This window comes from Bacillus sp. RK1064, assembly GCF_051488405.1.
Taxonomy (GTDB): domain Bacteria; phylum Bacillota; class Bacilli; order Bacillales; family Bacillaceae; genus Bacillus.
Genome location: NZ_JBPSCZ010000001.1, coordinates 653,974 through 680,036, shown reverse-complemented (window position 1 = coordinate 680,036; position 26,063 = coordinate 653,974). Strand labels below are relative to the sequence as shown.

26 protein-coding genes are annotated in these 26,063 nt (G+C 42.1%); all 26 read left to right on the top strand.

Features of this window, described 5'->3' with window-relative positions:
* Positions 1 to 5: 5 nt before the first annotated feature.
* The 26 genes from ACSSTM_RS03610 (at position 6) to ACSSTM_RS03485 (ending at position 26,013) form a co-directional block, all read left to right on the top strand.
* Complete coding sequence (locus ACSSTM_RS03610; protein ID WP_034662293.1) at positions 6 to 1,136, top strand: glycoside hydrolase 5 family protein; 1,131 nt, start codon at positions 6 to 8, stop codon at positions 1,134 to 1,136.
* Positions 1,137 to 1,377: 241 nt separating this feature from the next.
* Positions 1,378 to 1,851 carry a ribosome maturation factor RimP gene (gene rimP, locus ACSSTM_RS03605; protein ID WP_003211398.1) on the top strand — a complete coding sequence of 158 codons (474 nt, stop codon included), beginning with the start codon at positions 1,378 to 1,380 and terminating at the stop codon, positions 1,849 to 1,851.
* A gap of 32 nt (positions 1,852 to 1,883) precedes the next feature.
* Positions 1,884 to 2,999: a transcription termination factor NusA gene (gene nusA / locus ACSSTM_RS03600; protein WP_007499530.1), complete on the top strand. Its 1,116-nt coding sequence runs from the start codon at positions 1,884 to 1,886 to the stop codon at positions 2,997 to 2,999.
* Between the two features lie 15 nt (positions 3,000 to 3,014).
* Complete coding sequence (gene rnpM, locus ACSSTM_RS03595) at positions 3,015 to 3,305, top strand: RNase P modulator RnpM (protein ID WP_058013969.1); 291 nt, start codon at positions 3,015 to 3,017, stop codon at positions 3,303 to 3,305.
* Entirely contained in the window at positions 3,292 to 3,594 is a 303-nt protein-coding gene (locus ACSSTM_RS03590; protein WP_034662287.1) for a YlxQ family RNA-binding protein, read from the top strand. Before rnpM ends, ACSSTM_RS03590 begins: the two co-directional genes overlap by 14 nt.
* A 19-nt stretch (positions 3,595 to 3,613) precedes the next feature.
* Entirely contained in the window at positions 3,614 to 5,734 is a 2,121-nt protein-coding gene (gene infB, locus ACSSTM_RS03585; protein ID WP_066030896.1) for a translation initiation factor IF-2, read from the top strand.
* Positions 5,731 to 6,009 carry a DUF503 domain-containing protein gene (locus ACSSTM_RS03580; RefSeq protein ID WP_012009994.1) on the top strand — a complete coding sequence of 93 codons (279 nt, stop codon included), beginning with the start codon at positions 5,731 to 5,733 and terminating at the stop codon, positions 6,007 to 6,009. The genes infB and ACSSTM_RS03580 overlap by 4 nt, the downstream gene beginning before the upstream one ends.
* Positions 6,010 to 6,026: 17 nt before the next feature.
* Positions 6,027 to 6,377 carry a 30S ribosome-binding factor RbfA gene (gene rbfA, locus ACSSTM_RS03575; RefSeq protein WP_007499525.1) on the top strand — a complete coding sequence of 117 codons (351 nt, stop codon included), beginning with the start codon at positions 6,027 to 6,029 and terminating at the stop codon, positions 6,375 to 6,377.
* Between the two features lie 68 nt (positions 6,378 to 6,445).
* The gene (gene truB, locus ACSSTM_RS03570; RefSeq protein ID WP_066030895.1) at positions 6,446 to 7,375 is read left to right on the top strand and encodes a tRNA pseudouridine(55) synthase TruB; all 930 of its coding nucleotides are present in this window, start codon (positions 6,446 to 6,448) and stop codon (positions 7,373 to 7,375) included.
* 18 nt (positions 7,376 to 7,393) lie between these two features.
* A complete protein-coding gene (gene ribF / locus ACSSTM_RS03565) occupies positions 7,394 to 8,359 on the top strand; it encodes a bifunctional riboflavin kinase/FAD synthetase (RefSeq protein WP_034662277.1) in 966 nt (321 codons plus the stop codon).
* Positions 8,360 to 8,499: 140 nt separating this feature from the next.
* On the top strand, positions 8,500 to 8,769 hold the full coding sequence (rpsO, locus tag ACSSTM_RS03560) for a 30S ribosomal protein S15 (RefSeq protein WP_008354438.1): 270 nt from the start codon (positions 8,500 to 8,502) through the stop codon (positions 8,767 to 8,769).
* A gap of 181 nt (positions 8,770 to 8,950) precedes the next feature.
* A complete protein-coding gene (gene pnp / locus ACSSTM_RS03555) occupies positions 8,951 to 11,068 on the top strand; it encodes a polyribonucleotide nucleotidyltransferase (protein WP_034662272.1) in 2,118 nt (705 codons plus the stop codon).
* A gap of 114 nt (positions 11,069 to 11,182) precedes the next feature.
* Complete coding sequence (locus ACSSTM_RS03550; protein WP_034662270.1) at positions 11,183 to 12,136, top strand: polysaccharide deacetylase family protein; 954 nt, start codon at positions 11,183 to 11,185, stop codon at positions 12,134 to 12,136.
* A gap of 33 nt (positions 12,137 to 12,169) precedes the next feature.
* Positions 12,170 to 13,399, top strand: a complete 1,230-nt coding sequence (locus tag ACSSTM_RS03545) for a M16 family metallopeptidase (protein ID WP_437403995.1) — start codon at positions 12,170 to 12,172, stop codon at positions 13,397 to 13,399.
* A 73-nt stretch (positions 13,400 to 13,472) separates the two neighbouring features.
* Positions 13,473 to 14,396: an aminoglycoside phosphotransferase family protein gene (locus ACSSTM_RS03540; RefSeq protein WP_106037759.1), complete on the top strand. Its 924-nt coding sequence runs from the start codon at positions 13,473 to 13,475 to the stop codon at positions 14,394 to 14,396.
* Between the two features lie 70 nt (positions 14,397 to 14,466).
* Positions 14,467 to 14,739, top strand: coding sequence for a YlmC/YmxH family sporulation protein (locus ACSSTM_RS03535; RefSeq protein ID WP_012010001.1), 273 nt, complete (start codon positions 14,467 to 14,469; stop codon positions 14,737 to 14,739).
* 123 nt (positions 14,740 to 14,862) lie between these two features.
* Positions 14,863 to 15,765, top strand: coding sequence for a dipicolinic acid synthetase subunit A (dpaA, locus tag ACSSTM_RS03530; RefSeq protein WP_034662261.1), 903 nt, complete (start codon positions 14,863 to 14,865; stop codon positions 15,763 to 15,765).
* Complete coding sequence (gene dpaB, locus ACSSTM_RS03525; RefSeq protein ID WP_034662258.1) at positions 15,762 to 16,355, top strand: dipicolinate synthase subunit B; 594 nt, start codon at positions 15,762 to 15,764, stop codon at positions 16,353 to 16,355. The genes dpaA and dpaB overlap by 4 nt, the downstream gene beginning before the upstream one ends.
* A gap of 139 nt (positions 16,356 to 16,494) precedes the next feature.
* On the top strand, positions 16,495 to 17,514 hold the full coding sequence (gene asd / locus ACSSTM_RS03520; protein ID WP_106037758.1) for an aspartate-semialdehyde dehydrogenase: 1,020 nt from the start codon (positions 16,495 to 16,497) through the stop codon (positions 17,512 to 17,514).
* Between the two features lie 92 nt (positions 17,515 to 17,606).
* Positions 17,607 to 18,821 carry an aspartate kinase gene (gene dapG, locus ACSSTM_RS03515; RefSeq protein WP_106037757.1) on the top strand — a complete coding sequence of 405 codons (1,215 nt, stop codon included), beginning with the start codon at positions 17,607 to 17,609 and terminating at the stop codon, positions 18,819 to 18,821.
* Between the two features lie 30 nt (positions 18,822 to 18,851).
* Positions 18,852 to 19,718: a 4-hydroxy-tetrahydrodipicolinate synthase gene (gene dapA / locus ACSSTM_RS03510; RefSeq protein ID WP_044142095.1), complete on the top strand. Its 867-nt coding sequence runs from the start codon at positions 18,852 to 18,854 to the stop codon at positions 19,716 to 19,718.
* 171 nt (positions 19,719 to 19,889) lie between these two features.
* On the top strand, positions 19,890 to 21,557 hold the full coding sequence (rnjB, locus tag ACSSTM_RS03505) for a ribonuclease J2 (protein ID WP_066030894.1): 1,668 nt from the start codon (positions 19,890 to 19,892) through the stop codon (positions 21,555 to 21,557).
* A 119-nt stretch (positions 21,558 to 21,676) separates the two neighbouring features.
* Entirely contained in the window at positions 21,677 to 22,405 is a 729-nt protein-coding gene (locus ACSSTM_RS03500; protein WP_034662249.1) for a ClpP family protease, read from the top strand.
* Positions 22,402 to 22,638: a YlzJ-like family protein gene (locus tag ACSSTM_RS03495; protein ID WP_060596305.1), complete on the top strand. Its 237-nt coding sequence runs from the start codon at positions 22,402 to 22,404 to the stop codon at positions 22,636 to 22,638. The genes ACSSTM_RS03500 and ACSSTM_RS03495 overlap by 4 nt, the downstream gene beginning before the upstream one ends.
* A gap of 111 nt (positions 22,639 to 22,749) precedes the next feature.
* Entirely contained in the window at positions 22,750 to 25,122 is a 2,373-nt protein-coding gene (locus ACSSTM_RS03490; protein ID WP_437403994.1) for a DNA translocase FtsK, read from the top strand.
* Positions 25,123 to 25,287: 165 nt separating this feature from the next.
* Complete coding sequence (locus ACSSTM_RS03485) at positions 25,288 to 26,013, top strand: GntR family transcriptional regulator (RefSeq protein ID WP_034662237.1); 726 nt, start codon at positions 25,288 to 25,290, stop codon at positions 26,011 to 26,013.
* The last annotated feature ends 50 nt before the right edge of the window (positions 26,014 to 26,063 follow it).

Genomic DNA, 26,063 nt, shown 5'->3' with positions numbered 1-26,063 from the left:
TTTAAATGAAGAAATGGACTCAAAGAGTGTCTTGCTTCATACTTGTGGCCGCTATATGGGCCGGCTGGTTTTCACTTACGATTAAGGCCGCCTCTTATGTACAGACGTCTGGTACACAATTTACGCTGAACAATCAACCATTTTACTTCGCTGGCACAAATAATTACTATTTCCATTACAAATCTAAAAAGATGGTAGATGCTGTGTTCGATGATATGAAAGCAATGAATTTAAAGGTCATACGTATTTGGGGATTTCACGATGGGGCCCCTCAAGAAAACTCAGTCTTACAATCTAGTCCAGGGGTCTATGAAGAATCGGGTTTTCAAAAACTAGATTATGCGATTTATAAAGCGGGACAGGAAGGAATAAAACTTGTCATCCCACTAGTGAACAATTGGGATGATTTTGGCGGGATGAATCAATACGTAAAGTGGTTCGAGGCAGGATCGCATGATGCCTTTTATACAGATCCTCGTATACAAAAAGCTTACAAAAATTATGTGCGCTATGTATTAGAAAGAACCAATACGTACACAGGTGTTCAATATAAGGACGATCCAGCTATTATGACTTGGGAATTAGCCAATGAGCCGCGTGTGCAGTCAGATCCAACGGGAAATATACTAGTCAAATGGGCAGATGAAATGAGTACGTGGATCAAATCGCTGGATCGTCACCATCTAGTTGCAGTAGGAGATGAAGGGTTCTTTCGCATACCAGAACATGAAGACTGGTTTTATGGAGGCGGAGAAGGCGTCGATTGGGACCGTTTGACGGCTCTCTCTAATATCGATTATGGAACCTATCATCTGTACCCAGATCACTGGAACAAGTCAGCTGCTTGGGGAGTGAAATGGATCGAAGACCATATCACCCGCGGGAAGTCAATCGGAAAACCAGTTGTGTTAGAAGAGTTTGGCGTTCAAAATCAATCAGCGCGTCCTGACGTATATCAAAGCTGGCTGTCAGCGGTTGAGCGGCTCGGAGGAGCTGGCAGTCAATTTTGGATTTTAACAAGTATTCAGGACGATGATTCGCTCTATCCGGATTATGACGGTTTCCGCATCATAAAGGGGAGCAGAGAGGCAGCACTTATCAGTGAACATGCGAAAAGAATGAACGAAAAGAACTGATGACGAATGCCTGCTGAATAAGGAACTTCATTTGCATAAAAAAATTGGATATGGTATAGTTTTTATGGAAATGCTAACGATTACCGAGACAAGAGTGGGGAAACCCGCTCTTTTGTATTGAACAGGCAATTTTTGTCTCGACATTATTCATCCGTTTTCTGCTCCCCCTGCTCACATAAAGCAGGGTTTTTATGCAGAATGATTGATAAGAGCGTTTATCGAAAGCACAAGGAGGAAGAGAATGAGCAAAAAAGTAGTGGATGTCGTAAGCGAAATGGTGCAGCCAATTTTAGATGGCTTACAGCTTGAACTCGTTGATGTTGAATTTGTCAAAGAGGGTCAAAACTGGTTCCTTCGCGTGTTTATTGACTCTGATAAAGGTGTCGATATCGAAGAATGTGCCAAAGTGAGCGAAGCCTTGAGCGAAAAGCTTGATGAGGCAGATCCGATTAGCCAAAACTACTTTCTTGAAGTGTCCTCTCCTGGAGCGGAGCGCCCATTAAAGAAAAAAGCTGATTTTGAAAAAGCACTTGGAAAAAATGTTTTCATGAAAACATATGAACCAATTGATGGTGAAAAAGCATTTGAAGGTGAGCTTACAAGCTTTGATGGTGAGATTGCAACAGTGACAGTGAAGATCAAGACAAGAAAGAAAGAGATCAATATTCCATACGAAAAAATAGCTAACGCAAGATTAGCAGTTTCGTTCAATTAACCTTTTCATTGATATAAGGGGGAACCATAAAAATGAGTAGTGAGTTGTTAGATGCCCTGACTGTTCTTGAGAAAGAGAAGGGTATTAGTAAAGAAATTATTATTGAAGCGATAGAAGCTGCACTCATTTCTGCATATAAGCGTAACTTTAATCAAGCACAAAATGTTCGTGTTGATTTAAACCGCGAAACGGGAACGATTCGCGTATTTGCAAGAAAAGATGTTGTAGATGAAGTGTATGATTCTCGCCTTGAAATCTCTGTAGATGATGCAGCCAATATCAACCCGAATTACATGGTAGGTGACGTCGTTGAAATTGAAGTCACGCCAAAAGACTTCGGACGCATTGCAGCTCAGACTGCGAAACAAGTGGTGACGCAGCGAGTGAGAGAAGCAGAGCGAGGTGTGATCTACACTGAGTTTATCGATCGCGAGGAAGACATTATGACGGGAATCGTTCAGCGAATTGACAGTAAATTCATTTACGTGTCACTTGGCAAAATCGAAGCCCTTCTTCCGGTCAACGAACAAATGCCAAATGAGGATTACAAACCACATGACCGCATTAAGGTGTTTATTACAAAAGTCGAAAAAACAACAAAAGGACCACAAATTTATGTGTCTAGAACACATCCAGGTCTTTTAAAGCGTTTATTTGAAATTGAAGTGCCAGAAATTTATGATGGTACTGTAGAGCTTAAATCGGTTGCTAGAGAAGCTGGGGACCGTTCTAAAATATCTGTTCGTACAGATGATCCTGATGTTGACCCAGTTGGTTCTTGTGTTGGACCAAAAGGTCAGCGTGTACAAGCAATTGTCAACGAGCTAAAAGGCGAAAAAATTGACATTGTCCATTGGTCTAATGACCCGGTTGAATTTGTTGCCAATGCATTAAGTCCATCAAAAGTACTTGATGTCATTGTAAATGAAGAAGATAAGGCGACAACAGTTATTGTCCCTGATTATCAGCTGTCGTTAGCCATTGGTAAAAGAGGTCAAAATGCTCGTCTTGCAGCAAAGCTGACTAGCTGGAAAATTGACATTAAAAGCGAAACAGATGCAAGGGAACTCGGTATTTTCCCAAGAACTGAAGACTCTGAATCTCTTTTCTTAGAGGCTGAACCAGTAGCTGAGGAATCTGACGAATAAGAGGTGATGTAAAAGGTGAATAGCCGAAAAAAAATCCCGCTTAGAAAATGTGTCGTGACGGGAGAAATGAAACCAAAGAAAGAACTGATCCGTGTTGTTCGATCTAAAGAAGGTGAAGTGTCTGTTGACGCAACCGGAAAAAAGAACGGACGCGGAGCTTACCTTTCTCTCGATAAAGAAACCATTCTTGCGGCAAAGAACAAACGCAGTTTACAGCAGCAATTTCAGACACAGATTGACGAACACATATTTGAAGAATTACTAGAACTAGCTGAAAAGGTGAAAAAACCAAATGACTCAATCTGAATGGTATCCTTTGCTTGGTCTAGCAAATCGAGCTCGTAAAGTCGTGTCAGGAGAAGATCTTGTGATCAAAGAAATTAGACATGCGCGTGCTAAGCTGGTTCTTCTTGCAGCAGATGCCTCATCGAACACAGAGAAAAAGGTATCTGACAAATGCAAATTTTATAATGTTCCGGTTAGAAAAGTTGAAGACCGTTCCGTTCTCGGACGTTCTATTGGGAAAGAAGCTCGCGTAGTTGTCGCTGTCACTGACCAAGGCTTCGCTAAGAAGCTGATAAGCTTGCTCGATTAATTTATTTGGGGGTGAACGAATGGCTAAAGTGAGAGTATATGAATACGCAAAAGCCATAGATGTTTCAAGTAAAGATATTATAGCAGCGCTTAAGGATATGAACGTGGAAGTGAACAACCACATGGCGACGCTTGAAGACGACACTGTGAAAAAGCTAGACGCTATCTATAAAAAAGCCAAAGCAAAAGAGACAGCTAACGAGAAACCCGCAGAACAAAAAAAACAATCATCTAACAAAAACAATGATAGAAAGAAGAATGACGTGCAGAATAATCAATTTAATAAAAACAAAAAAAACAACAACCAAAACAAAAACAAAAATAAACGCGGTGGGAATAACAAACCGCAGCATCAGCAAGCTAGACCTGTGAAGCCTAAGAAAGAGCTTCCTGAAAAAATTGAATTTACAAATTCAATGACAGTCGGCCAGTTGGCTGAAGAGCTTGGAAAAGAAACAGCTGAAATTATCAAAAAGCTGATGATGCTTGGTGTTATGGCAACCATTAACCAAGAGCTGGATAAAGATACAGTTGAATTAATCGCTTCTGAATATGGCGTTCCAGTAGAGGAAGTCATTATTTTAGAAGAAACTGAACTTGAAAAGTATGAAGTTGAAGATAAAGAAGAAGATATGCAAGTACGCCCTCCAGTTGTGACGATCATGGGACACGTTGACCACGGGAAAACAACGCTTCTTGACAGCATTCGTAAGACGAAAGTCGTCGAAGGCGAAGCTGGTGGAATCACGCAGCATATCGGTGCTTACCAAATTGAAGAAAACGGCAAGAAAATCACGTTCCTTGATACACCTGGACACGCAGCATTTACAACGATGCGTGCACGTGGTGCTGAGGTAACAGATACGACAATTCTGGTCGTTGCAGCAGATGATGGCGTGATGCCGCAAACGATTGAAGCCATTAACCATGCGAAAGCGGCAGAAGTGCCAATCATTGTCGCTGTCAACAAAATTGACAAACCAACAGCGAACCCTGACCGTGTGATGCAGGAATTAACGGAGCATGGTTTAGTACCAGAAGCTTGGGGCGGCGAAACGATCTTCGTTCCTCTATCTGCAAAAACAGGTGAAGGCATTGACGAATTGATCGAAATGATCCTTCTTGTCAGCGAAGTAGGAGAACTGAAAGCCAACCCAAATCGTGCGGCAAAAGGGACTGTCATCGAGGCTGAGCTTGATAAAGGAAGAGGATCTGTTGCAACCCTTCTTGTTCAAACTGGTACACTTCATGTAGGTGATCCAATCGTTGTCGGAAATACATTTGGCCGCGTTCGTGCAATGGTTAATGACATCGGACGCCGCGTGAAAACAGCAGGACCATCTACACCTGTTGAAATCACTGGTTTAAATGATGTACCGAATGCAGGGGATCAGTTCCTCGTATTCAAAGACGAAAAAACAGCTCGTCAAGTGGGTGAGGCGCGTGCTTCGAAACAGCTTGATGAACAGCGTTCAGACAAAGCAAAATTATCTCTAGATGACCTATTTGAGCAAATCAAACAAGGTGAAGTGAAAGATATCAACTTGATCGTGAAAGCAGACGTACAAGGTTCTGCTGAAGCACTGACGGCCGCTCTTCAAAAAATTGAAGTAGAAGGCGTAAAAGTGAAAATCATCCATACGGGTGTTGGAGCGATTACAGAATCTGATATTATTTTAGCAAGTGCTTCTAATGCGATCGTGATCGGATTTAACGTACGTCCTGATGGAAATGCGAAGAGCACAGCTGAAACAGAAAACGTAGATATCCGCTTACACCGCATTATTTATAAAGTCATCGATGAAATTGAAGCTGCGATGAAAGGGATGCTTGACCCTGAATATGAAGAAAAAGTCATCGGTCAAGTTGAAGTTCGTCAAACGTTCAAAGTTTCTAAAATCGGTACAATTGCTGGTGGCTATGTCACTGAAGGAACCATTACAAGAGATAGTGGTATCCGCTTAATCCGTGACGGCGTCGTTATATTTGAAGGCGAAGTCGACGTATTAAAACGATTCAAAGATGACGTGAAAGAAGTTTCACAAGGCTATGAATGTGGTATTACCATTAAGAAGTACAATGATATCCGTGAAGGTGATGTCATGGAATCATTCGTTATGCAAGAAATCGAAAGAAAATGATCGGTTATACCGAATGTGAGTGCATCATCTATGATGCCTCCTCACTGAAGGAAAAACGTGCGGTTCTTCAACGTATATTGACAAGAACGCGCCATAAATTCAATGTAACCATGGCTGAAATGGATTACCAGGACACATGGCAGCGTACATCAATTGGAATCGCCGTGATTTCCTCCTCTCGGGTTCAAGTGGAAAAGGAATTGCAGCGTGTTTTAAGCTTTATTGATTCTTTTCCTGAAATTGAACGAACGATCACGAAAACTGAGTGGTTTTAATTAGAGGTGATAAGATCATGAGTATGAGAGCAACCCGCGTGGGTGAGCAGATGAAAAAAGAATTAGGTGACATCCTAGGCAGAAAGCTAAAAGATCCAAGAATTGGCTTTTTGACTGTAACCGATGTTGAAGTATCCGGTGATTTGCAAATTGCGAAAGTTTACATTTCTGTTCTCGGTGACGAGAAAAAAAGAGAGGAAACCTTAAAAGGCCTTGCAAAGGCTAAAGGGTATATCCGCTCTGAAATTGGCAATCGAATTAGACTTCGCAAAACACCAGAACTGCACTTTGAATTCGATGAATCCGTAGATTATGGAAATCGAATTGAAAGCCTGATTGCTGAACTAAACACAAAAGATCATGAATAAGACGTTGAAATAAGGATAGGCGATGATCGTCTGTCCTTTTTCATCGTTTATGAAAGGAGAGAACGCAGATGATAAATGGTGTTCTTTTATTACATAAAGAAAGAGGAATGACCTCTCACGACTGTGTGTTCAAAGTGAGAAAGATCTTGCATACAAAAAAAGTCGGACATACAGGCACTCTCGACCCGGAGGTATCAGGTGTTCTGCCCATTTGTATCGGAAGAGCAACGAAGATTGTCGAATACTTAACAGATAAATCGAAAACGTATGATGCAGAAATCACGATTGGCTTTTCTACAACAACAGAAGACCAAACAGGTGAGATCGTAGAAGAAGAAAAGGTGCAAAAACCCATCTCAGAAGAAGAAATTGATGCTGTGCTGAAACAGTTTCAAGGAACCATTGAACAAATTCCTCCCATGTTTTCTGCTGTGAAAATTGGCGGAAAAAAACTCTATGAATATGCAAGAGAAGGCATTGAAATTGAGCGGCCGAGCCGTGAAATTACGATTCACCGTATCGAGCGGACAACACCTGCTTTATTTGAGAATGGGAAGGTATCATTTAGATTCACCGTTTTATGCTCAAAAGGAACGTATGTCAGAACCTTAGCGGTTGATATTGGAAAGAAACTAGGGTTTCCAGCCCATATGTCACATCTCATTCGCACAGGGTCAGGTGATTTTACACTAGATGAATGCATCACCCTTGATGAGCTCCGAAATATAAGCGAGGAAGGAGCAGTAGATGAGCACCTTGTCCCGATCGAGCGCGCGCTCAATCATTTGCCGAAATGGGAGATAAATGATACATTAGCAAGTAAAGTGGAAAACGGTGCAGTCCTGCCAATGCCTGATGAATTCGCTCATTTCGCAGAGGAAGATCGTGTCGCTGTCTTTGCTCCTTCAGGTCGCTGTATGGCGATATATATGAAGCACCCGACCAAACAGAATCTGATGAAGCCGGCGAAGATCTTATCTCAGGACAAGCAATCTTAAAGAAAAGGTGACCATCTCGTGAAGACTATACATATTTCACACCCACATACATTGAATCAAAAGGATCAAGACCCTTCTGTTATGGCTTTAGGGTATTTTGACGGTGTTCACCTCGGACATCAAAAAGTTATTGACGCAGCGAAAAGCATTGCGAGAAAAGAAGGATTGGCTTTAGCAGTCATGACCTTTCATCCGCATCCATCACATGTTTTGCAAAAAGCACGTGAACCAAAGGACTTAATTACACCGCTTGAGGATAAAATTGATTTCATCGAACAGCTGGGCGCTGACTATTTATACATTGTGCAATTCAGCGAAAGCTTTGCAGCGCTGTCTCCTCAAGAGTTTGTGGATCAATATTTGGATGAGCTGAATGTGAAGCACGCAGTAGCCGGTTTTGATTTTACGTTTGGCCGTTTTGGTGCAGGCACAATGGAAACATTCGATGAGTACGGAAAAGGGCGTATCACGGCCACCATCGTTCCTAAGTTGTCCAATCAAGACCGTAAAGTCAGCTCTACACTCATACGTTCCGCATTGAAAAATGGGGATGTTGAATATGTGAGTGAGCTTTTAGGAAAACCTTATCAGCTGCGCGGTATTGTCATTCATGGAGATAAGCGAGGACGGACGATCGGCTTTCCGACTGCAAATGTCGGTTTATCTGCTGAATACATTATTCCGCCAACAGGGGTTTATGCAGTAAGAGCAGAAGTCAAAGGCAAAGTGTATGACGGTGTTTGTAACGTTGGCTATAAACCAACCTTTTATGAAAAGCGCCCTGATCAGCCTGCCATTGAAGTAAACCTCTTTGATTTTAACGAAGAAATATATGGTGAACCGATTAAATTACAGTGGTTCAAACGCATTCGCAGTGAACAAAAATTTAACGGAATCCAGGAGTTAACGGCTCAAATCAGTCAAGATAAAGAAGAAGCGATTCAGTTTTTTCAAGATCAGCTAAGGCAAACAAAAAATTCATAGAAAAACAGCTCTACCATTTGCAAATTCAGCATATTTTTAGTATGATTATTCCTGTAGCTTTAAAACCACTTACTTGGCAGGCCGACTTCACCGACGGTTGCGAGGTAGATGGGGCTAACATGATTTGGAGGTGAAACAGGATGGCTATTACTCAAGAGCGTAAAACTCAATTAATTAATGAGTTCAAAACACACGAATCTGATACTGGATCTCCAGAAGTTCAGATCGCTGTCCTAACAGAATCAATTAACAACTTGAACGAGCATTTACGTACTCATAAGAAAGATCACCACTCACGTCGCGGTCTTTTGAAAATGGTAGGTAGACGTCGTAATCTTCTTACGTATCTACGTAATAAAGACGTAACTCGTTACCGTGAGTTAATTAACAAACTAGGCTTACGTCGATAATCGTAAAAAGCGGGAGGATTCCCGCTTTTTTATCGTATAATCACTAATATTTTATGGTTAAAATGTTGAAAGAATGGCAAAAACCCTTCTACATACACCTTTCACATTGATATGTGAAAATCATTTTGTTCATAATAAGAATTAACTAAAATTTCAAGATAAGAGAGGAGTTTTTCTCAGAATGGGACAAGAGAAACATGTCTTCACCATAGACTGGGCTGGACGTCAACTGACAGTTGAAACTGGCCAGCTTGCAAAGCAAGCAAACGGAGCGGTCCTCGTACGCTACGGAGATACAGCTGTGCTTAGCTCAGCAACAGCTTCTAAAGAACCAAAACCACTTGATTTTTTCCCGCTCACTGTGAACTACGAAGAAAGATTATACGCAGTAGGTAAAATTCCTGGAGGCTTCATTAAAAGAGAAGGCCGTCCAAGTGAAAAAGCGATCCTTGCGAGCCGCTTAATTGACAGACCAATCCGTCCATTATTTGCAGATGGATTTAGAAACGAAGTACAAGTCATTAGTATCGTCATGAGTGTGGATCAAGATTGTTCATCTGAAATGGCTGCAATGTTTGGCTCATCTTTAGCATTATGTGTGTCTGACATTCCATTTGAGGGACCAATCGCCGGCGTTACAGTAGGACGAGTTGATGGAAAGCTGATCATCAATCCAAATGTAGAGCAGCTTGAACAAAGTGACATCAACCTTGTAGTCGCTGGAACAAAAGATGCGATCAACATGGTCGAAGCTGGTGCTGATGAAGTACCAGAAGAAACAATGCTTGAGGCCATCATGTATGGTCACCAAGAGATCAAACGCTTAATCGAATTCCAAGAGGAAATTGTCAAGGCAGTCGGTAAAGCAAAAATCGATATTCCTTTATATGAAGTAGATCAAACGTTAGCAGACGAAGTAAAAGCACTTGCTGAAACAGATCTGCTGAAAGCGATTCAAGTACATGAGAAGCATGCACGTGAGGATGCAATCAGTGCTGTGAAAAAAGCTGTGGTTGAGAAATTTGAAGAAGAAGATCGCGACGAAGCGACGATTAAACAAGCGAAGGATGTATTAAACAAGCTTGTCAAAAACGAAGTTCGCCGTCTGATCACTGAAGAGAAAGTACGTCCAGATGGACGCGGTGTAGATCAAATCCGTCCACTTTCTTCAGAAGTAGGACTTCTGCCAAGAACGCACGGTTCAGGTCTATTTACAAGAGGACAAACACAGGCGCTCAGTATTTGTACATTAGGTGCACTTGGCGATGTGCAAATTCTTGACGGCCTAGGCGTTGAAGAATCGAAACGCTTCATGCACCATTACAACTTCCCTCAATTCAGTGTTGGTGAGACAGGTCCAATGCGTGGCCCAGGCCGCCGCGAAATCGGGCATGGTGCGCTAGGTGAACGTGCATTAGAACCAGTGATCCCATCTGAAAAAGATTTCCCTTATACGGTTCGCCTTGTGTCTGAGGTACTAGAATCAAACGGATCTACTTCACAAGCAAGTATTTGCGCAAGCACACTTGCGATGATGGATGCGGGTGTTCCAATTAAAGCACCAGTTGCAGGGATTGCAATGGGACTTGTGAAATCTGGTGAATACTACACAGTGCTGACAGACATTCAAGGAATGGAAGATGCACTTGGCGATATGGACTTTAAAGTTGCAGGTACATCAAAAGGTGTAACAGCGCTTCAAATGGATATCAAAATCGATGGTCTATCAAAAGACATCTTGGAAGAAGCTCTCCAACAAGCGAAAAAAGGAAGAATGGAAATCTTAGAAAGCATGCTGTCAACGATTCCTGCTTCTAGAGGAGAATTGTCTCGTTATGCACCAAAAATCTTAACGATGAAGATCAATCCTGATAAAATTCGTGATGTCATTGGACCAAGCGGTAAACAAATCAATAAAATCATTGAAGATACCGGTGTGAAAATCGATATTGAACAAGATGGTACAATCTTTATCTCTTCTACAGAAGAAGACATGAACCAAAAAGCGAAGAAAGTCATTGAAGATCTTGTGAGAGAAGTTGAAGTGGGGCAACTTTACTTAGGTAAAGTAAAACGCATTGAAAAATTCGGTGCTTTCCTTGAAATCTTCAGCGGCAAAGATGGACTTGTTCATATTTCTGAGCTTGCGCTTGACCGTGTAGGCAAAGTAGAAGATGTCGTGAAGATCGGCGATGAATTACTTGTCAAAGTCACTGAAATCGATAAACAAGGCCGTGTGAACCTTTCTCGCAAAGCTGTTTTACGTGAAGAAAAGGAAAAAGAAGAAAAACAGTCTTAATGAAATGTGTTAGAAGCCAGGTATCCGTACCAGGCTTCTTTCTTTTCTTGCGTTAACAATAGTTCTAGCTTGTTTCTCCCCATCATAATTTGTGGTAAAGGGGAGGGACAGCCATTGAAAAAAACGTTACCATTCATTGTGTTTGTATTTTTACTGCTCGTGTCATATCAAACGATGAAGCAGCCGGCTGCTGTTACATATATTGAATCAATGAAAGAGCATGCTGAGGTTGCATCTGTTTCAAAAGATATTTTATATCAAGAGATTGAATCGAAGTCTTCTGACTATGAAGTGAAGGCGCAAAATGCTAAGATTGATAAAGTGTGGAAAAAGATGCCTGGTCTAAATGGACAGACAGTCAATATCGATGCCTCTTATGAAAAAATGAAAAAACAAGGGTCATTTGATGAAAAGCTGCTTGTTTTCAATGAAACAAAACCTTCTATTCATTTACACGAACTTGGTGCTGAGCCCATTTACAAGGGACATCCAGATAAAAAAATGAATGCTTTCCTCATCAACGTGGCTTGGGGTGACGAGCATTTAATCAAGATGTTAAAGACACTGGAAAAGCATCGGGTCAAGGCGACCTTTTTCTTAGAGGGCAAATGGGTGAAAAAAAGCACGGATCTTGCTAAAAAAATCGTGGCAGATGGTCATGAAATTGGAAACCATTCATACAATCACCCGGATATGCGCACACTGACAAGAGAACGAGCATTAGAGCAGATTACCAAAACGAATCGTCAAATTGAAGAATCCCTTGGAAAAAAACCGAAGTGGTTCGCCCCTCCTAGCGGCAGCTTTAAAGAAGAAACAGTGAAACTCGCTGCTGAAGAAGGAATGGAAACCATTATGTGGACGGTAGACACCATTGACTGGCAAAAACCGTCACCAGACATATTACAAAAGCGGGTGCTTGGGAAAATCCACAATGGGGCGATGATATTAATGCATCCAACAGATTCGACGGCGAAAAGTCTTGACGTACTTATCACTCAAATCAAGGAAAGAGGATATGAATTAGGAACGGTTTCAGACCTCCTAAGTGAAAAAAGACATCCGTGATCCGATCTGTTTGTTGAATAGGAGGAGCAAAACTTGGTCAAAACGTATACATGCCAAAACGGAGTAAGAATTGTACTTGAAAACAATCCCACTGTAAGATCTGTCGCAATTGGCGTCTGGATTGGAACTGGTTCTAGACATGAGACACCAGAAATTAATGGAATCTCACACTTTCTGGAGCATATGTTCTTTAAAGGGACAAAGACGAGATCTGCACGTGATATCGCAGAATCCTTTGACCGCATTGGTGGTCAAGTGAATGCCTTTACGTCAAAAGAATACACTTGCTACTATGCAAAGGTGCTTGATTCACATGCTGGCTACGCCCTCGATGTATTAAGCGACATGTTCTTCCACTCCGCTTTTGATGAAGAAGAGCTGAAAAAAGAAAAAAATGTAGTCTATGAAGAAATCAAAATGTATGAGGATACACCTGATGATATCGTTCATGATCTGTTGAGCAAAGCGATTTATGGTGATCATTCTTTAGGCTTCCCGATTTTAGGAACAGAAGAAACACTTTCTACTTTTAACGGTGACTCTCTTAGAGCTTATATGGATGAATTCTACACGCCGGACTGCGTTGTGATCTCTGTTGCAGGGAATGTGGATGACACCTTCATTCGAGAGGTTGAAAAGTTGTTCGGTTCGTATGAAACGAAAGGGAAAAAACAGCCTTTAGAAGCGCCGCAATTTCACTATGACAAGCTCACACGCAAAAAGGAAACAGAGCAAGCGCATCTATGCATGGGCTTTAATGGCCTCCCAGCTGGAGATAAAGGCATCTATGACTTAATCGTCTTAAACAATGTTCTTGGCGGAAGCATGAGCAGCCGCTTGTTCCAGGATGTAAGAGAAGACAAAGGACTCGCTTATTCCGTTTTCAGCTATCACAGTTCATTTGCAGATAACGGCATGCTGACGATTTATGGCGGGACTGGAGCGAAGCAGTTAAACCTGCTCTCTGAAACCATCTTACAAACATTAGACGTCTTAAAACGTGAGGGAATCACGCAAAAAGAGCTTGAAAACTCTAAGGAGCAAATGAAAGGGAACCTCATGCTCAGCCTTGAAAGCACAAACAGCAAGATGAGCCGAAACGGTAAAAATGAACTGCTCCTTGGCAAACATCGTACACTCGATGAAATTATTGACGAAATCAACCACGTCACATTAGACGGCGTGAATAACTTATCAAAACGAATCTTTACAGAAGATTATGCGCTCTCGCTTATTAGTCCGACGGGTGATCAGCCATCATAATGTAAACAACACGGCAGGCTTCTAAGAGGTCTGCCGTTTTATTGTATATAAAGAAGAAAGGAGCACTGCTTTCATGGAACATGAAAAACTGAAACGCCTCTCTCCGCTTCTGACACAAGCCATCTCCTTTCAGCCGATGACATCTGGCTTTTCAGGAAACCGTACTTATCTCGTCACAACATCCTCTAGTGAAAAGCTAGTGCTCAAGCTATCAAACCTCAAAACGTATTCCAGCTTTAAAAGAAAAGCGTCAGTTCAGCGAAAGTTAAAAGATCGAGGGCTTCTATGTTCTGAAGTGATGGAGATTGGAATGAGTGCTGAATTTAACTGTACCTATCGTATTTTCTCCTTGATTGAAGGAGAGAATGCTAGAGCATCCATCCATCTGCTCACAAATGAAGAGCAGTATGAAATCGGAAGGCGGGCAGGCAGAGAGCTGAGTTTCATGCATACATGTCACGCACCTTCTCATGTCGCGCCATGGGATGAGAGAGTCATGGCGAAACATGAACGGTATGTACATACCTATCAATCAAGTGGAGTAACTTTTGCTCAAGATCAATTCGTATTAGATTTTATCAAATCACATGTTGATGCGGTAAAGGCGAGACCGAACCAGTTCCAGCATGATGATTTTCATTTAGGGAATATCATCATTCAAGGAGGTGAGTATGCCGGCGTGATTGATTTTGATCAATCTGACTGGGGTGACCCGGTTCATGACTTTTATAAATTGTCCTTATTTAGTCGAGAAAGCAGTGTTCCGTTTTCAGCAGGGCAACTGGATCACTATGTAAGTACGCAGGCTACAGACGATTTTTGGCTTCTTTTTTCCATCTATACAGCAATGAGCTGCTTTTCTTCTATTGTATGGACGCTTTCTTATGACCCTGAACATGTAAAAGATATGGTGAACCGAGTGGAGAGAATGCTGGCAGACCATGATCGCTTTCATCTACTGAAACCAGCTTGGTATTCAAATTGGCATCATTCATAACTTGAAAAAGCGGGACGGTCTATTTCTTCTTGTGGCTGCATATATGATACGGAAGGGAAGTGATGCGATTTTGAGGCTAAGTGAGCTGTCAGGAAAAGAGATCGTCGATATCAAAAGAGCGGAGCGGCTTGGCGTGCTTGGACAAACCGACCTTGAAATCAATGAACAGGACGGTCAAATAACAGCACTCATCATACCTTCGGTGAAGTGGTTTGGCTTTCGAAAGCAAGGAAATGACATCCGCGTCCCGTGGAATCACATTCAAAAAATAGGATCAGATATGATCATTCTCGATGTGCCTGAAGCACTTCAGCCACCCGGAGAAAAAGAGCATCCATCATAAATGGGTGCTCTTTTTCTTTTCTCTCTCCGATTTGTTCACAGGCTGAATCCTCTCCTCATATGCTAGAAGGGAGATTCAGAAAATATTACAGACTTTTTTAAATAAAGAAGGTGAACGGTCAGTATGTTGAGCGGTTTAACGGTTGCGGTGATCGGGGGAGATGCAAGGCAGCTTGAAATTATTCGCAAGCTGTCACAGCAGCATGCCAAAGTGTTTTTGGTTGGATTTGATCAGCTGGATCACGGATTTATCGGTGCTGAAAAGCTGAAAATGTCAGAACTTCCATTCGAACAGGTAGACAGTATGATCCTGCCAGTATCAGGGGCAACGGATGAAGGTGTTGTTGCGACAGTTTTCTCAAATGAGCAGGTTTTGCTGGAAGCAACATATTTAGAAAGAACCCCTGCCCATTGTACCTTGTACTCAGGTATTTCTAATACGTACTTAGACAATCTGGCAAAGCAGGTGAACCGAAAACTTGTGAAGCTGTTTGAGCGAGATGATATTGCCATATATAACTCTATTCCAACAGTTGAAGGGATTATCATGATGGCCATTCAGCAAACGGATTATACGATTCATGGATCACGTGTTGCTGTTCTCGGGCTCGGAAGAACAGGACTCACCATTGCCCGCACATTTCGGGCACTCGGTGCGGACGTAAAAGTAGGGGCAGCAGATACAGCTCATTTAGCGCGGGCCTTTGAAATGGGAATTGATCCATTTTCAATGGATCGGTTAAAAGAAGAAGTAACGGATGTAGATATCATCATCAATACCATTCCAAGCCTTGTATTAGATTCATCTGTCATCGTCAGCATGACACCAAAGACACTCATTTTGGATATCGCCTCCCGCCCAGGAGGAACAGACTTTGACTTTGCACAAAAACACGGAGTGAAGGCGCTTCTTGCACCAGGACTCCCGGGTATTGTTGCACCAAAGACAGCAGGGCAAATCATTGCAAAAGTGCTTTCTGGGCTCTTATGTGAACTTGCAGAGGAAAAAAGGGGGATGGAATCATGACAACATTAAAAGGGAAAAGAATCGGCTTTGGCTTAACTGGTTCCCACTGTACGTACGAAGCTGTTTATCCGCAAATCGAAGCACTTGTAAAAGAAGGAGCAGAAGTGCGTCCAGTGGTGTCATATACGGTCCAGAGTACGAATACAAGATTCGGAGATGGGGCTGACTGGATTGAGCGGATTGAGAAGCTGACTGGTTTTAAGGCGATTGACTCAATCGTTAAAGCAGAGCCGCTCGGACCTAAGCTGCCACTTGATTGTATGGTCATTGCTCCATTAACAGGGAACTCAATGGCGAAATTCGCAAATGCCCTGACAGACAGCCCTGTTTTAATGGCTGCAAAAGCAACCATTCGAAATCATCGTCCTGTCGTTTTAGGAATTTCAACAAATGATGCGCTAGGCTTAAATGGTACAAATCTGATGAGGCTGATGTCGACAAAGAATATTTTCTTTATTCCATTTGGCCAAGATGATCCATTTAAAAAACCGACCTCCATGGTCGCAAACATGGATTTGCTTTCTCAAACAGTAGAAGAGGCGCTCCAGCATAGACAAATTCAGCCGATTTTAATTGGAGCAAACGAATAATAGATTCACTAGAAAATCATGAAAGATTCAAAAAAGATGCTTCAAGCCTTGCTTTTCTATGGTAAAATAAAATGTAAAAAGTCATAGGATGGCCATCCGAAAGAAAAGAATCATGGATGGGTCGGAAGGAGTTTTACTGATGGGAAGAGGATTGCATGTAGCTGTAGTTGGAGCGACTGGAGCTGTCGGTCAACAAATGTTAAAAACACTAGCTGACAGAGATTTTGAAATGGATACACTGACTCTACTATCCTCAAAACGTTCTGCTGGAACAAAAGTGACATTCAGAGGTCAAGAGTATACCGTTCAGGAAGCAACACCTGAAAGCTTTGAAGGAGTGAACATTGCATTATTCAGTGCTGGAGGAAATGTTTCCAAGGCGCTAGCTCCTGAAGCAGTCAAACGAGGTGCGGTTGTTGTAGACAACACAAGTGCTTTTCGTATGGACGAAAACATCCCTCTTGTCGTACCAGAGGTAAACGAAAAAGACTTGCATGACCATCAAGGAATCATTGCAAACCCTAACTGTTCAACGATTCAAATGGTAGCGGCATTAGAACCGCTTCGTCAGGCGTATGGCATGAAAAAAGTCATCGTGTCCACTTACCAAGCCGTATCAGGTGCAGGACATGAAGCCATTGACGAACTATACAGCCAATCACAAGCCATTTTAAATAAAGAAGATGTAAAGCCGGAAGTCATGCCTTATCAAATTGCATTTAATGCGATTCCGCAAATTGATAAATTCCAAGACAATGGCTATACATTTGAAGAAATGAAAATGATCAACGAAACGAAAAAAATCATGCATATGCCAGAGCTAGAAGTAGCGGCAACATGTGTGAGACTTCCAATTGAAACAGGACATTCAGAATCTGTCTACGTCGAACTAGAATCAAATGACGCAACAGTTGACGACATTAAGTCAATTCTTAAAGATGCACCAGGCATTACACTGCAAGATGATCCGTCTCAGCAAATTTATCCAATGCCTGCAGATGCTGTTGGAAAAAACGACGTATTTGTCGGCCGCATTCGGAAAGATTTGGACCGTCCAAACGGGTTCCATATGTGGATTGTATCTGATAACCTGCTAAAAGGCGCTGCATGGAACTCAGTTCAAATTGCAGAAAGCTTAAAAGCATTAAAATTAGTTTAACATTCAATGGATGATGAGGACGAACAGAAGAGAGTTAGGCATCTTTCGCCTGCTCTCTTCTGTTACGTCAGAATGAACTTGGAGTGAAAACAGTGAAAATAATTGTCCAAAAATTTGGCGGTACATCTGTCAAAGATGATCAAGGTAGAAAAAGGGCACTTGCACATATCTTATCGGCAAAAGAGAAAGGCTATAAGTCGGTTGTCGTCGTTTCCGCAATGGGACGAAAAGGCGACCCTTATGCGACAGATACGCTGCTTGGTCTGCTTTACGGCAGCGCGCAGCATATGACAAATCGAGAAAAAGACTTGCTCGTTTCCTGCGGAGAGAATATTTCAGCTGTTGTGTTTTCAAGTATGCTGAATGAAAACGGGCTAAAGGCTGTAGCGATGACAGGCGCACAGGCGGGCTTTGTGACAGATAAGGAGCATACGAGTGCGAAAATTATTGATATGAAGTGTGAACGTCTCGAGGCGGCACTGTCTGAACATGATGTTGTCGTTGTTGCTGGGTTCCAAGGAGCTGCGAAAAATGGGGACGTGACCACAATCGGACGAGGCGGCAGTGATACGTCCGCAGCTGCTTTAGGTGCTGCATTACAGGCAGACTTCATTGATATTTTTACAGATGTAGAAGGCGTCATGACAGCAGATCCCCGCATTGTTGAAAATGCAAAGCCGCTCAGAGTCGTGACATATACGGAAATTTGCAACCTTGCATATCAAGGGGCGAAAGTCATTCACCCGAGAGCTGTCGAAATTGCGATGCAAGCAAAAGTACCAATGAGGGTCCGTTCAACATACTCTGATGATGAGGGCACACTCGTCACGTCACACTACTCAGATAAAATGAGCCATGATGTGTACGACCGCCTCATTACGGGTATTGCACATGTCAATGATGTGACGCAAATCAAGGTCCCGGCAAAAGAAGGGCAGTACAGCGTCCAAACAGAGGTCTTCAAGGCTATGGCTAACGCACAAATCAGTGTCGACTTCTTCAACATTACACCGAGTGAGATTGTGTATACAGTGACAGGTGCAATGACTGAAAAGGCAACGTTAATTCTAAAAGATCTTGGCTATACGCCAATTGTGACAACAAATTGTGCAAAAGTATCAGCTGTTGGCGCAGGCATCATGGGTGTACCAGGTGTCACATCTAAAATTGTATCGGCTCTATCCGAGCAAAACATTCCGATTTTACAATCGGCTGACAGCCATACGACCATTTGGGTGCTAGTGAACGAAGAAAACATGAGAGCGGCTGTCAATGCCCTGCACGAAGTGTTTGAACTTTCAAGATAAATGTGATTGAATCATGATGAGGTGAAAAAAATGAATTTCGGAAATATCGCAACAGCTATGATTACACCTTTTGATAAAAAGGGCAACATTGATTTCCAAAAGCTATCAATTCTCATTGATTACTTATTAAAAAACGGCAGTGACTCTTTAGTCGTTGCAGGGACAACAGGCGAATCGCCAACTTTATCGACTGAAGAAAAAGTCGCTCTTTTTCAGCAATCGGTGAAATTAGCAAATGGTCGTTGTAAAATCATTGCAGGAACAGGCAGTAATAATACAAATGCGTCTATCAAACTAACGAAAAAAGCAGAAGAAGCGGGCGTTGATGCAGTGATGCTTGTCGTACCTTACTACAACAAGCCATCACAGGAAGGCATGTATGCACACTTTAAAGCCATTGCCGAGTCTACATCTCTTCCTGTCATGCTTTACAATGTACCAGGGAGAACGGTTGCGTCATTAGCCCCAGAAACAACCATTAAACTTGCGCAAATACCTAACATTGTCGCGATCAAAGAAGCAAGCGGTGATCTTGATGCCATGACAAAAATCATTGCAGAGACACCAGAAGATTTCGATGTATATTCAGGTGACGACAGCTTAACACTTCCAGCTGTATCTGTTGGTGCAAAAGGAGTTGTCTCTGTGGCGTCTCATATCGTAGGACTTGATATGCAGCAAATGCTGAAAAGCTATGCTTCAGGTCAAACGGCCAATGCCGCATTGATCCATCAAAAGCTGCTCCCAATCATGAAACAGCTTTTCACAGCGCCAAATCCAACGCCTGTCAAAACAGCTCTTCAGCTGAAAGGACTAGATGTCGGATCGGTTCGTCTTCCGCTTTTACCTTTGTCAGAAGAAGAGAGACTGGATTTAAGCAGCGTCTTAAACAGCTGATCAAAACAAAAAACTTCGTAAGCGGTCATTCTCAGATGTCCCTGAGTATGACCGTTTTTTATACATAAACACTTTCTTAAAATGTGACTTCATCTTGTTTTCTAAAATTAGATTCAGTTATAATAGCATTAAGCGATGATGGACGGGCTTGAGACTAGGAGGATAAGAATTTTGAAAAAGAAAAATACAGAGAACGTAAGAATTATTGCACTGGGAGGCGTTGGAGAAATCGGGAAAAACTTATATGTCATTGAAATTGATTCCGACATATATGTGGTAGATGCAGGCTTGATGCATCCAGAAAACGAAATGCTAGGCATTGACGTCGTTATTCCTGATATCTCTTATTTAACAGAACGTGCTGATCGGGTGAAAGCAATTTTTCTTACCCACGGACATGATGAAGCAATCGGAGGCGTATTCCATTGCTTAAGCAAATTGTCTGTACCAGTTTACGGAACGAAGCTGACCCTTGCGTTACTTCGAGAAAAATTAAAGCAGTATGGCTTCAATCAAAAAGCTGACTTGCGTGAGGTACATGCAAAATCAGTCATTACGTTTGAAACAACAAAGGTATCATTCTTTAGAACGAATCACAGCATCCCTGATTCAGTTGGGATCAGCTTCAAAACCTCTCTTGGTTCAATCGTATGCACAGGTGATTTTAAATTTGATCAAACCCCAGCGCTTAACCAAGCCTGTGACATCGGAGAGATTGCGAAAATTGGAAACAATGGCGTTTTAGCACTTCTTTCAGACAGTGCGAATGCTGAAAAACCAGGTTATACACCTTCTGAGGCGCTCGTCCAAGACGAAATCTCAAATGCGATGTACAATGCTGAAAATCGAGTAATTGTCGCTGTATCTTCATCTAACATTAACCGCGTGCAGCAGATCATTAATGCAGCGAATCAAAATGGCCGTAAGCTTGCCGTAGCAGGGAAGAATATGATGACGACTCTTCAGCTGGCGATCAAACTTGGTTATGTCACAGCAGACGAAGAATTATTTGTACCAGTTCAAGAAGTGAAGAAAATGGCGAAAAACGATGTGGTCATCCTGACAGCTGGAAGCCACGGAGAGCCTCTTGCTGCTTTAACAAAAATGGCAAAACAAAATCACAAACAGCTTCATATTGAAAAAGATGACACTGTGGTGATTGCATCTACACCTCTTCCAGGACAAGAACTCACATATTCAAAAACAGTGGATTTCCTCACAAGAAGCGGCGCACAAGTCATTTTTGCGCAAAAACGTGTGCATGTCTCTGGACATGGCTGCCAAGAAGAGTTAAAGCTGATGCTGAACTTACTAAAGCCAAAGTATTTGATTCCCGTGAATGGCGAATATCGTATGCAAAAAGCACATTCTCGTATTGCTGAAGAAGTGGGAATGAAACGAAGTGACATTTTCTTGATTGATAAAGGGGATGTTGTGGAGTTTAGAGGACAGAACGTAAAAATCGGTGAAAAAGTTCACCAAGGCAATATTTTGATCGATGGTCTTGGCGTTGGTGATATCGGGAACATTGTGCTGCGCGATAGACGCCTATTGTCTCAAGATGGTATCTTAATTGTCGTTATTACGCTTGATAAACAAAAGAAACAATTAATTTCTGGACCTGAAATCATCACAAGAGGATTTGTGTATGTCAGAGAATCCGAAGAGCTGATTGTAAAAGCGACAGAAATGGTCAAAGGAATTGTCAAAGAGCAAACGGAAAACTCAATTGTTGAATGGTCAACATTGAAACAATCCATGCGCGATGTACTCAATCAATTCCTATATGAAAAAACAAAACGTAAGCCGATGATCATTCCAATTATTATGGAAGTGTGATGAGAAAGCCCAAGGAGCATAAGCTCTTTGGGCTTTTTTGATGTGGCACTAGGAATGCGGATTGAATACGGCCTTCTTGTTCATAATAGAAGGAGAGTTTGAGGAAAGGATGGAGACAAATGGACGAAAAGAATGAACAGCAGCCTGAGCGAAAGCCAGAAGAAAAAGACAGCATTATGAGCAAAATACAGCAGCTTGGTGAAACAGCCATACCACAGCTGCCGCAAGATACAAACATACATTGCCTCACCATTATTGGACAAATTGAAGGCCACATGCAGCTTCCGCCACAAAATAAAACAACCAAATACGAACATGTCATTCCGCAAATCGTCGCAGTTGAACAAAACCCAAAAATTGAAGGTCTTTTGATCATCTTAAATACAGTAGGCGGCGATGTTGAAGCGGGACTAGCGATTGCAGAAATGCTTGCATCTTTATCGAAACCGACTGTATCGATTGTACTTGGCGGCGGCCACTCTATTGGTGTCCCGATTGCTGTATCGTGTGACTATTCCTATATTGCAGAAACAGCCACGATGACCATTCATCCTGTGCGTTTAACTGGTCTAGTGATTGGTGTCCCGCAAACCTTTGAATACTTAGATAAAATGCAGGAAAGAGTCATTAACTTTGTGACAAGCCACTCCAATATTACAGAAGAGAAGTTTAAAGAGCTCATGTTCTCAAAAGGCAATTTGACAAGAGACATTGGAACAAATGTTGTTGGTCATGAGGCAGCAGAATACGGACTCATGAATGAAGTAGGCGGCGTAGGACAAGCGATTAAAAAGTTGAACGAACTGATTGGAGACAGGGCATCTCAAAACGAGGGGCTGATCCAATGATTTTATATACACCTATGCCATATGAAGCCATTTACGCGGAGGAACAAGGAGACCGCAAACTTCAGCAGGTAAACATCCAAGGCGTGCCAGTTATGGTTGAAATGAAAGAGGATGAAGCAGAAATCGTTCAAGTCATGAGTACCAATCCAATGGACTTTCTGAATCAAGAGCTTGCACCAGGCAAGCGATTGAAGTTACAATTAGGCACCAATCAAACCGACTCATATGAATGATTCTATGCTATAATAAAGGGAAAACTTACAACAAGATGCAGCCAAAACCAGGCTGCTTTCTTTCTGATCTTTTCGGTAGGTTATATTTTCTTTCGTAGTAAGGTGATGAGTATGGCTAAAAAGAGAAAACGGAAAACGAGAAAAAAACAAAATAAACAGCTAAAACTGAAATATGAATTAAATGGGTTAGTCTGTATTGCCATAGCGATCATTGCCATTTTACAGCTAGGCGTCGTTGGACAAACCTTCGTACATTTATTCCGATTTTTTGCAGGTGAATGGTTCATTCTCTGCCTTATCGGATTATTTCTTTTTGGCGTGACCATCTTCTGGAAAAAACAAATCCCAGATATGTTGACAAGGAGAAAAGCAGGGCTATACTGCATCATTGCGAGTATCTTGCTTTTGTCTCATGTGAAGCTCTTTCAGCACCTTTCATCTGCGGGCGTAATAGGCTCTCAAAGTGTGATAAGAAATACATTTGAGCTTTTCTTAATGGATATGAAAGGTGAGACTGGGTCACCTGATTTAGGAGGCGGCATGATCGGTGCCGTATTATTTGCTGCTTCATATTTCTTATTTGCACAAGCAGGCTCTCAAATTATGGCAATCGTTCTGATGCTGATTGGAATTGTGCTGATTACAAATCGTTCTCTTCAAGAAATGGTGAAAAAAGTGACACTGCCTGTCTCACAATTTATGGTGAAGCAGTGGAAAGCGTTTGTTGAAGATATGAAAGGAATCAGGCAGGCGAAAAAGAGCGCGCCCCCTCAAAAAACAGGTGAAAAGAAAAAACGGTCTCGTATTCAGGAAGAGGACGATGATGATCAGATCTTGATCGAAGAGGAAACGCCGGTTTCAGACAATAGCCAGCCAATCATCTCAAGCTTTGCTGATAGAGATGACATTCTCACCCCGCTCGTTCAAAAAGAGCAGACGGCAAAAGAGACAGAGCCTCTTCAAGAGTCTGTGCAAAGTGCACCAGTTCCATCAGATACAGCTGATGAACCAAAAGAGGCGCCGCCGATGACATTTACTGAACTTGAAAACAAAGATTACGAATTGCCGTCACTTGATATTTTGGCAGAGCCGCAGCACTCAGGGCAGCAAACAGACAAGAAAAATATATACGAAAATGCAAGAAAGCTTGAAAAAACGTTTCAAAGCTTTGGTGTAAAAGCAAAAGTCACACAGGTTCACTTAGGACCGGCGGTCACAAAATATGAAGTCTATCCAGATGTCGGCGTGAAGGTAAGTAAGATCGTCAATCTTAGTGATGACTTAGCCCTTGCTCTCGCAGCAAAAGACATTCGGATTGAGGCGCCGATACCTGGTAAATCAGCCATCGGTATTGAGGTTCCTAATGCAGAAATCGCGATGGTTTCTTTAAAAGAGGTATTAGAATCGAAGCAAAATGACCGTCCTAATGCGAAGCTGCTGATTGGACTGGGCCGAAATATTTCTGGTGAAGCCGTTCTGGCTGAAATGAACAAAATGCCGCATTTACTTGTAGCAGGCTCGACTGGAAGCGGAAAAAGTGTGTGCATCAATGGTATTATCACAAGTATTCTTATGAGAGCGAAACCTCATGAGGTGAAAATGATGATGATTGATCCGAAAATGGTTGAACTAAATGTGTATAATGGCATTCCGCATCTGCTCGCACCGGTTGTAACGGACCCTAAGAAAGCCTCACAGGCACTAAAAAAAGTAGTCAGCGAAATGGAACGCCGCTATGAATTGTTTTCCCATACGGGGACAAGAAATATTGAAGGATACAATGATTACATTAAACGAATGAATCAATCAGAAGAGGCCAAACAGCCAGAACTTCCTTATATTGTCGTCATTGTAGACGAGCTTGCAGATTTAATGATGGTCGCTTCCTCTGATGTAGAAGATTCCATTACAAGACTTTCGCAAATGGCTCGTGCTGCCGGGATTCATTTAATTATTGCTACACAAAGACCTTCTGTCGATGTCATTACAGGTGTCATTAAAGCCAACATCCCATCTCGCATCGCCTTTAGCGTGTCCTCGCAAACAGATTCAAGGACGATCCTTGATATGGGTGGCGCAGAAAAACTGCTGGGCAGAGGGGATATGCTGTTTCTACCGGTAGGTGCAAACAAACCGGTTCGTGTGCAAGGCGCCTTTTTATCAGATGAAGAAGTGGAGCATGTCGTTGATCATGTGATCACCCAGCAAAAAGCACAATATCAAGAAGAAATGATTCCAACTGAAGAAACGCAGGATCAGCTTACAGCTGTGGATGACGATTTATATGATGAAGCAGTGGAACTCATCATCGGCATGCAGACGGCTTCTGTCTCTATGCTTCAAAGAAGATTCCGCATCGGCTATACCCGAGCGGCCCGCCTGATTGACGCAATGGAAGAGCGGGGCGTTGTCGGCCCTTATGAAGGAAGTAAACCGAGAGAAGTCCTGCTCTCAAAAGAACAATATGACGAGCTCTCTTCATAAATCGAAGAGAGTTTTCCTAAAAAAGAAGTAAACGATAGTATGATTATGTTAACTGGAAGTCAGACTATTTATTTATTTGCAAAAACATGATATAGTTGTGTTCAACTTATCTCGGAATAGAGATTTCTCATCTTATCATTTGCATTGATTAGACGGAGGGAAAACATGTCGACCAAAACAGACAATCGCCATTTATATTTGAAAGTGATTGACCGTATTAAAGAAGATATACAAACAGGCGTATATGCAGAAAAAGAAAAGCTGCCTTCTGAGTTTGAGCTCTCAAAGCTTTTAGGCGTAAGCAGAGCGACACTGCGTGAAGCCCTTCGTGTATTAGAAGAAGAGAAGTATCTAATTAGAAGGCATGGTGTGGGAACGTTCGTCAACACAAGACCACTCTTTTCAACAGGCATAGAACAGCTGGCAAGTGTCACGAAAATGATCGAGCAGGTCAATATGACGCCTGGTACCATCTTTTTATCCTCGCAAGAAGGGGAGCCAACAGAGAATGATGTGATTCGTTTTCAGTGTGATGAATCTGATGAGATTTTTTCAATGGAACGCGTTCGAACGGCAGATGGACAGCCAGTGGTATATTGTTTAGATAAAATTCCGGTCAAGCATCTTCCCGCTTCTTTTACACATGAAGAAGAGTCTCTTTTTGAGCTGTTTGGAAGAGAACCACACAGCGGGATTAAATATGCAGTTGCTGACATCGAACCAATCGGCTACCACGATCAGGTTTCACCGATACTCGAATGTGACCCTGAAACAGCATTATTATTACTGAAACAAATGCACTATGATCAGGATGATCAGCCGGTCTTATACTCGCTTAATTATTTTCGAGCGGATAAATTCAGCTTTCATGTGATACGTAAACGATTTTAACAAGCAGTCGCTTCCATAAGCGGTTGCTTTTTGTTTGCCCATACATAATA

Excerpts from the sequence above, each read along its gene's own strand:
- ACSSTM_RS03610 (WP_034662293.1), top strand. The coding sequence starts at position 6 with ATGAAGAAATGGACTCAAAGAGTGTCTTGCTTCATACTTGTGGCCGCT.
- rimP (WP_003211398.1), top strand. The coding sequence starts at position 1,378 with ATGAGCAAAAAAGTAGTGGATGTCGTAAGCGAAATGGTGCAGCCAATT.
- nusA (WP_007499530.1), top strand. The coding sequence starts at position 1,884 with ATGAGTAGTGAGTTGTTAGATGCCCTGACTGTTCTTGAGAAAGAGAAG.
- ACSSTM_RS03590 (WP_034662287.1), top strand. The coding sequence starts at position 3,292 with ATGACTCAATCTGAATGGTATCCTTTGCTTGGTCTAGCAAATCGAGCT.
- infB (WP_066030896.1), top strand. The coding sequence starts at position 3,614 with ATGGCTAAAGTGAGAGTATATGAATACGCAAAAGCCATAGATGTTTCA.
- ACSSTM_RS03580 (WP_012009994.1), top strand. The coding sequence starts at position 5,731 with ATGATCGGTTATACCGAATGTGAGTGCATCATCTATGATGCCTCCTCA.
- rbfA (WP_007499525.1), top strand. The coding sequence starts at position 6,027 with ATGAGTATGAGAGCAACCCGCGTGGGTGAGCAGATGAAAAAAGAATTA.
- truB (WP_066030895.1), top strand. The coding sequence starts at position 6,446 with ATGATAAATGGTGTTCTTTTATTACATAAAGAAAGAGGAATGACCTCT.
- rpsO (WP_008354438.1), top strand. The coding sequence starts at position 8,500 with ATGGCTATTACTCAAGAGCGTAAAACTCAATTAATTAATGAGTTCAAA.
- pnp (WP_034662272.1), top strand. The coding sequence starts at position 8,951 with ATGGGACAAGAGAAACATGTCTTCACCATAGACTGGGCTGGACGTCAA.
- ACSSTM_RS03540 (WP_106037759.1), top strand. The coding sequence starts at position 13,473 with ATGGAACATGAAAAACTGAAACGCCTCTCTCCGCTTCTGACACAAGCC.
- dpaA (WP_034662261.1), top strand. The coding sequence starts at position 14,863 with ATGTTGAGCGGTTTAACGGTTGCGGTGATCGGGGGAGATGCAAGGCAG.
- dpaB (WP_034662258.1), top strand. The coding sequence starts at position 15,762 with ATGACAACATTAAAAGGGAAAAGAATCGGCTTTGGCTTAACTGGTTCC.
- asd (WP_106037758.1), top strand. The coding sequence starts at position 16,495 with ATGGGAAGAGGATTGCATGTAGCTGTAGTTGGAGCGACTGGAGCTGTC.
- dapA (WP_044142095.1), top strand. The coding sequence starts at position 18,852 with ATGAATTTCGGAAATATCGCAACAGCTATGATTACACCTTTTGATAAA.
- ACSSTM_RS03500 (WP_034662249.1), top strand. The coding sequence starts at position 21,677 with ATGGACGAAAAGAATGAACAGCAGCCTGAGCGAAAGCCAGAAGAAAAA.
- ACSSTM_RS03495 (WP_060596305.1), top strand. The coding sequence starts at position 22,402 with ATGATTTTATATACACCTATGCCATATGAAGCCATTTACGCGGAGGAA.
- ACSSTM_RS03490 (WP_437403994.1), top strand. The coding sequence starts at position 22,750 with ATGGCTAAAAAGAGAAAACGGAAAACGAGAAAAAAACAAAATAAACAG.
- ACSSTM_RS03485 (WP_034662237.1), top strand. The coding sequence starts at position 25,288 with ATGTCGACCAAAACAGACAATCGCCATTTATATTTGAAAGTGATTGAC.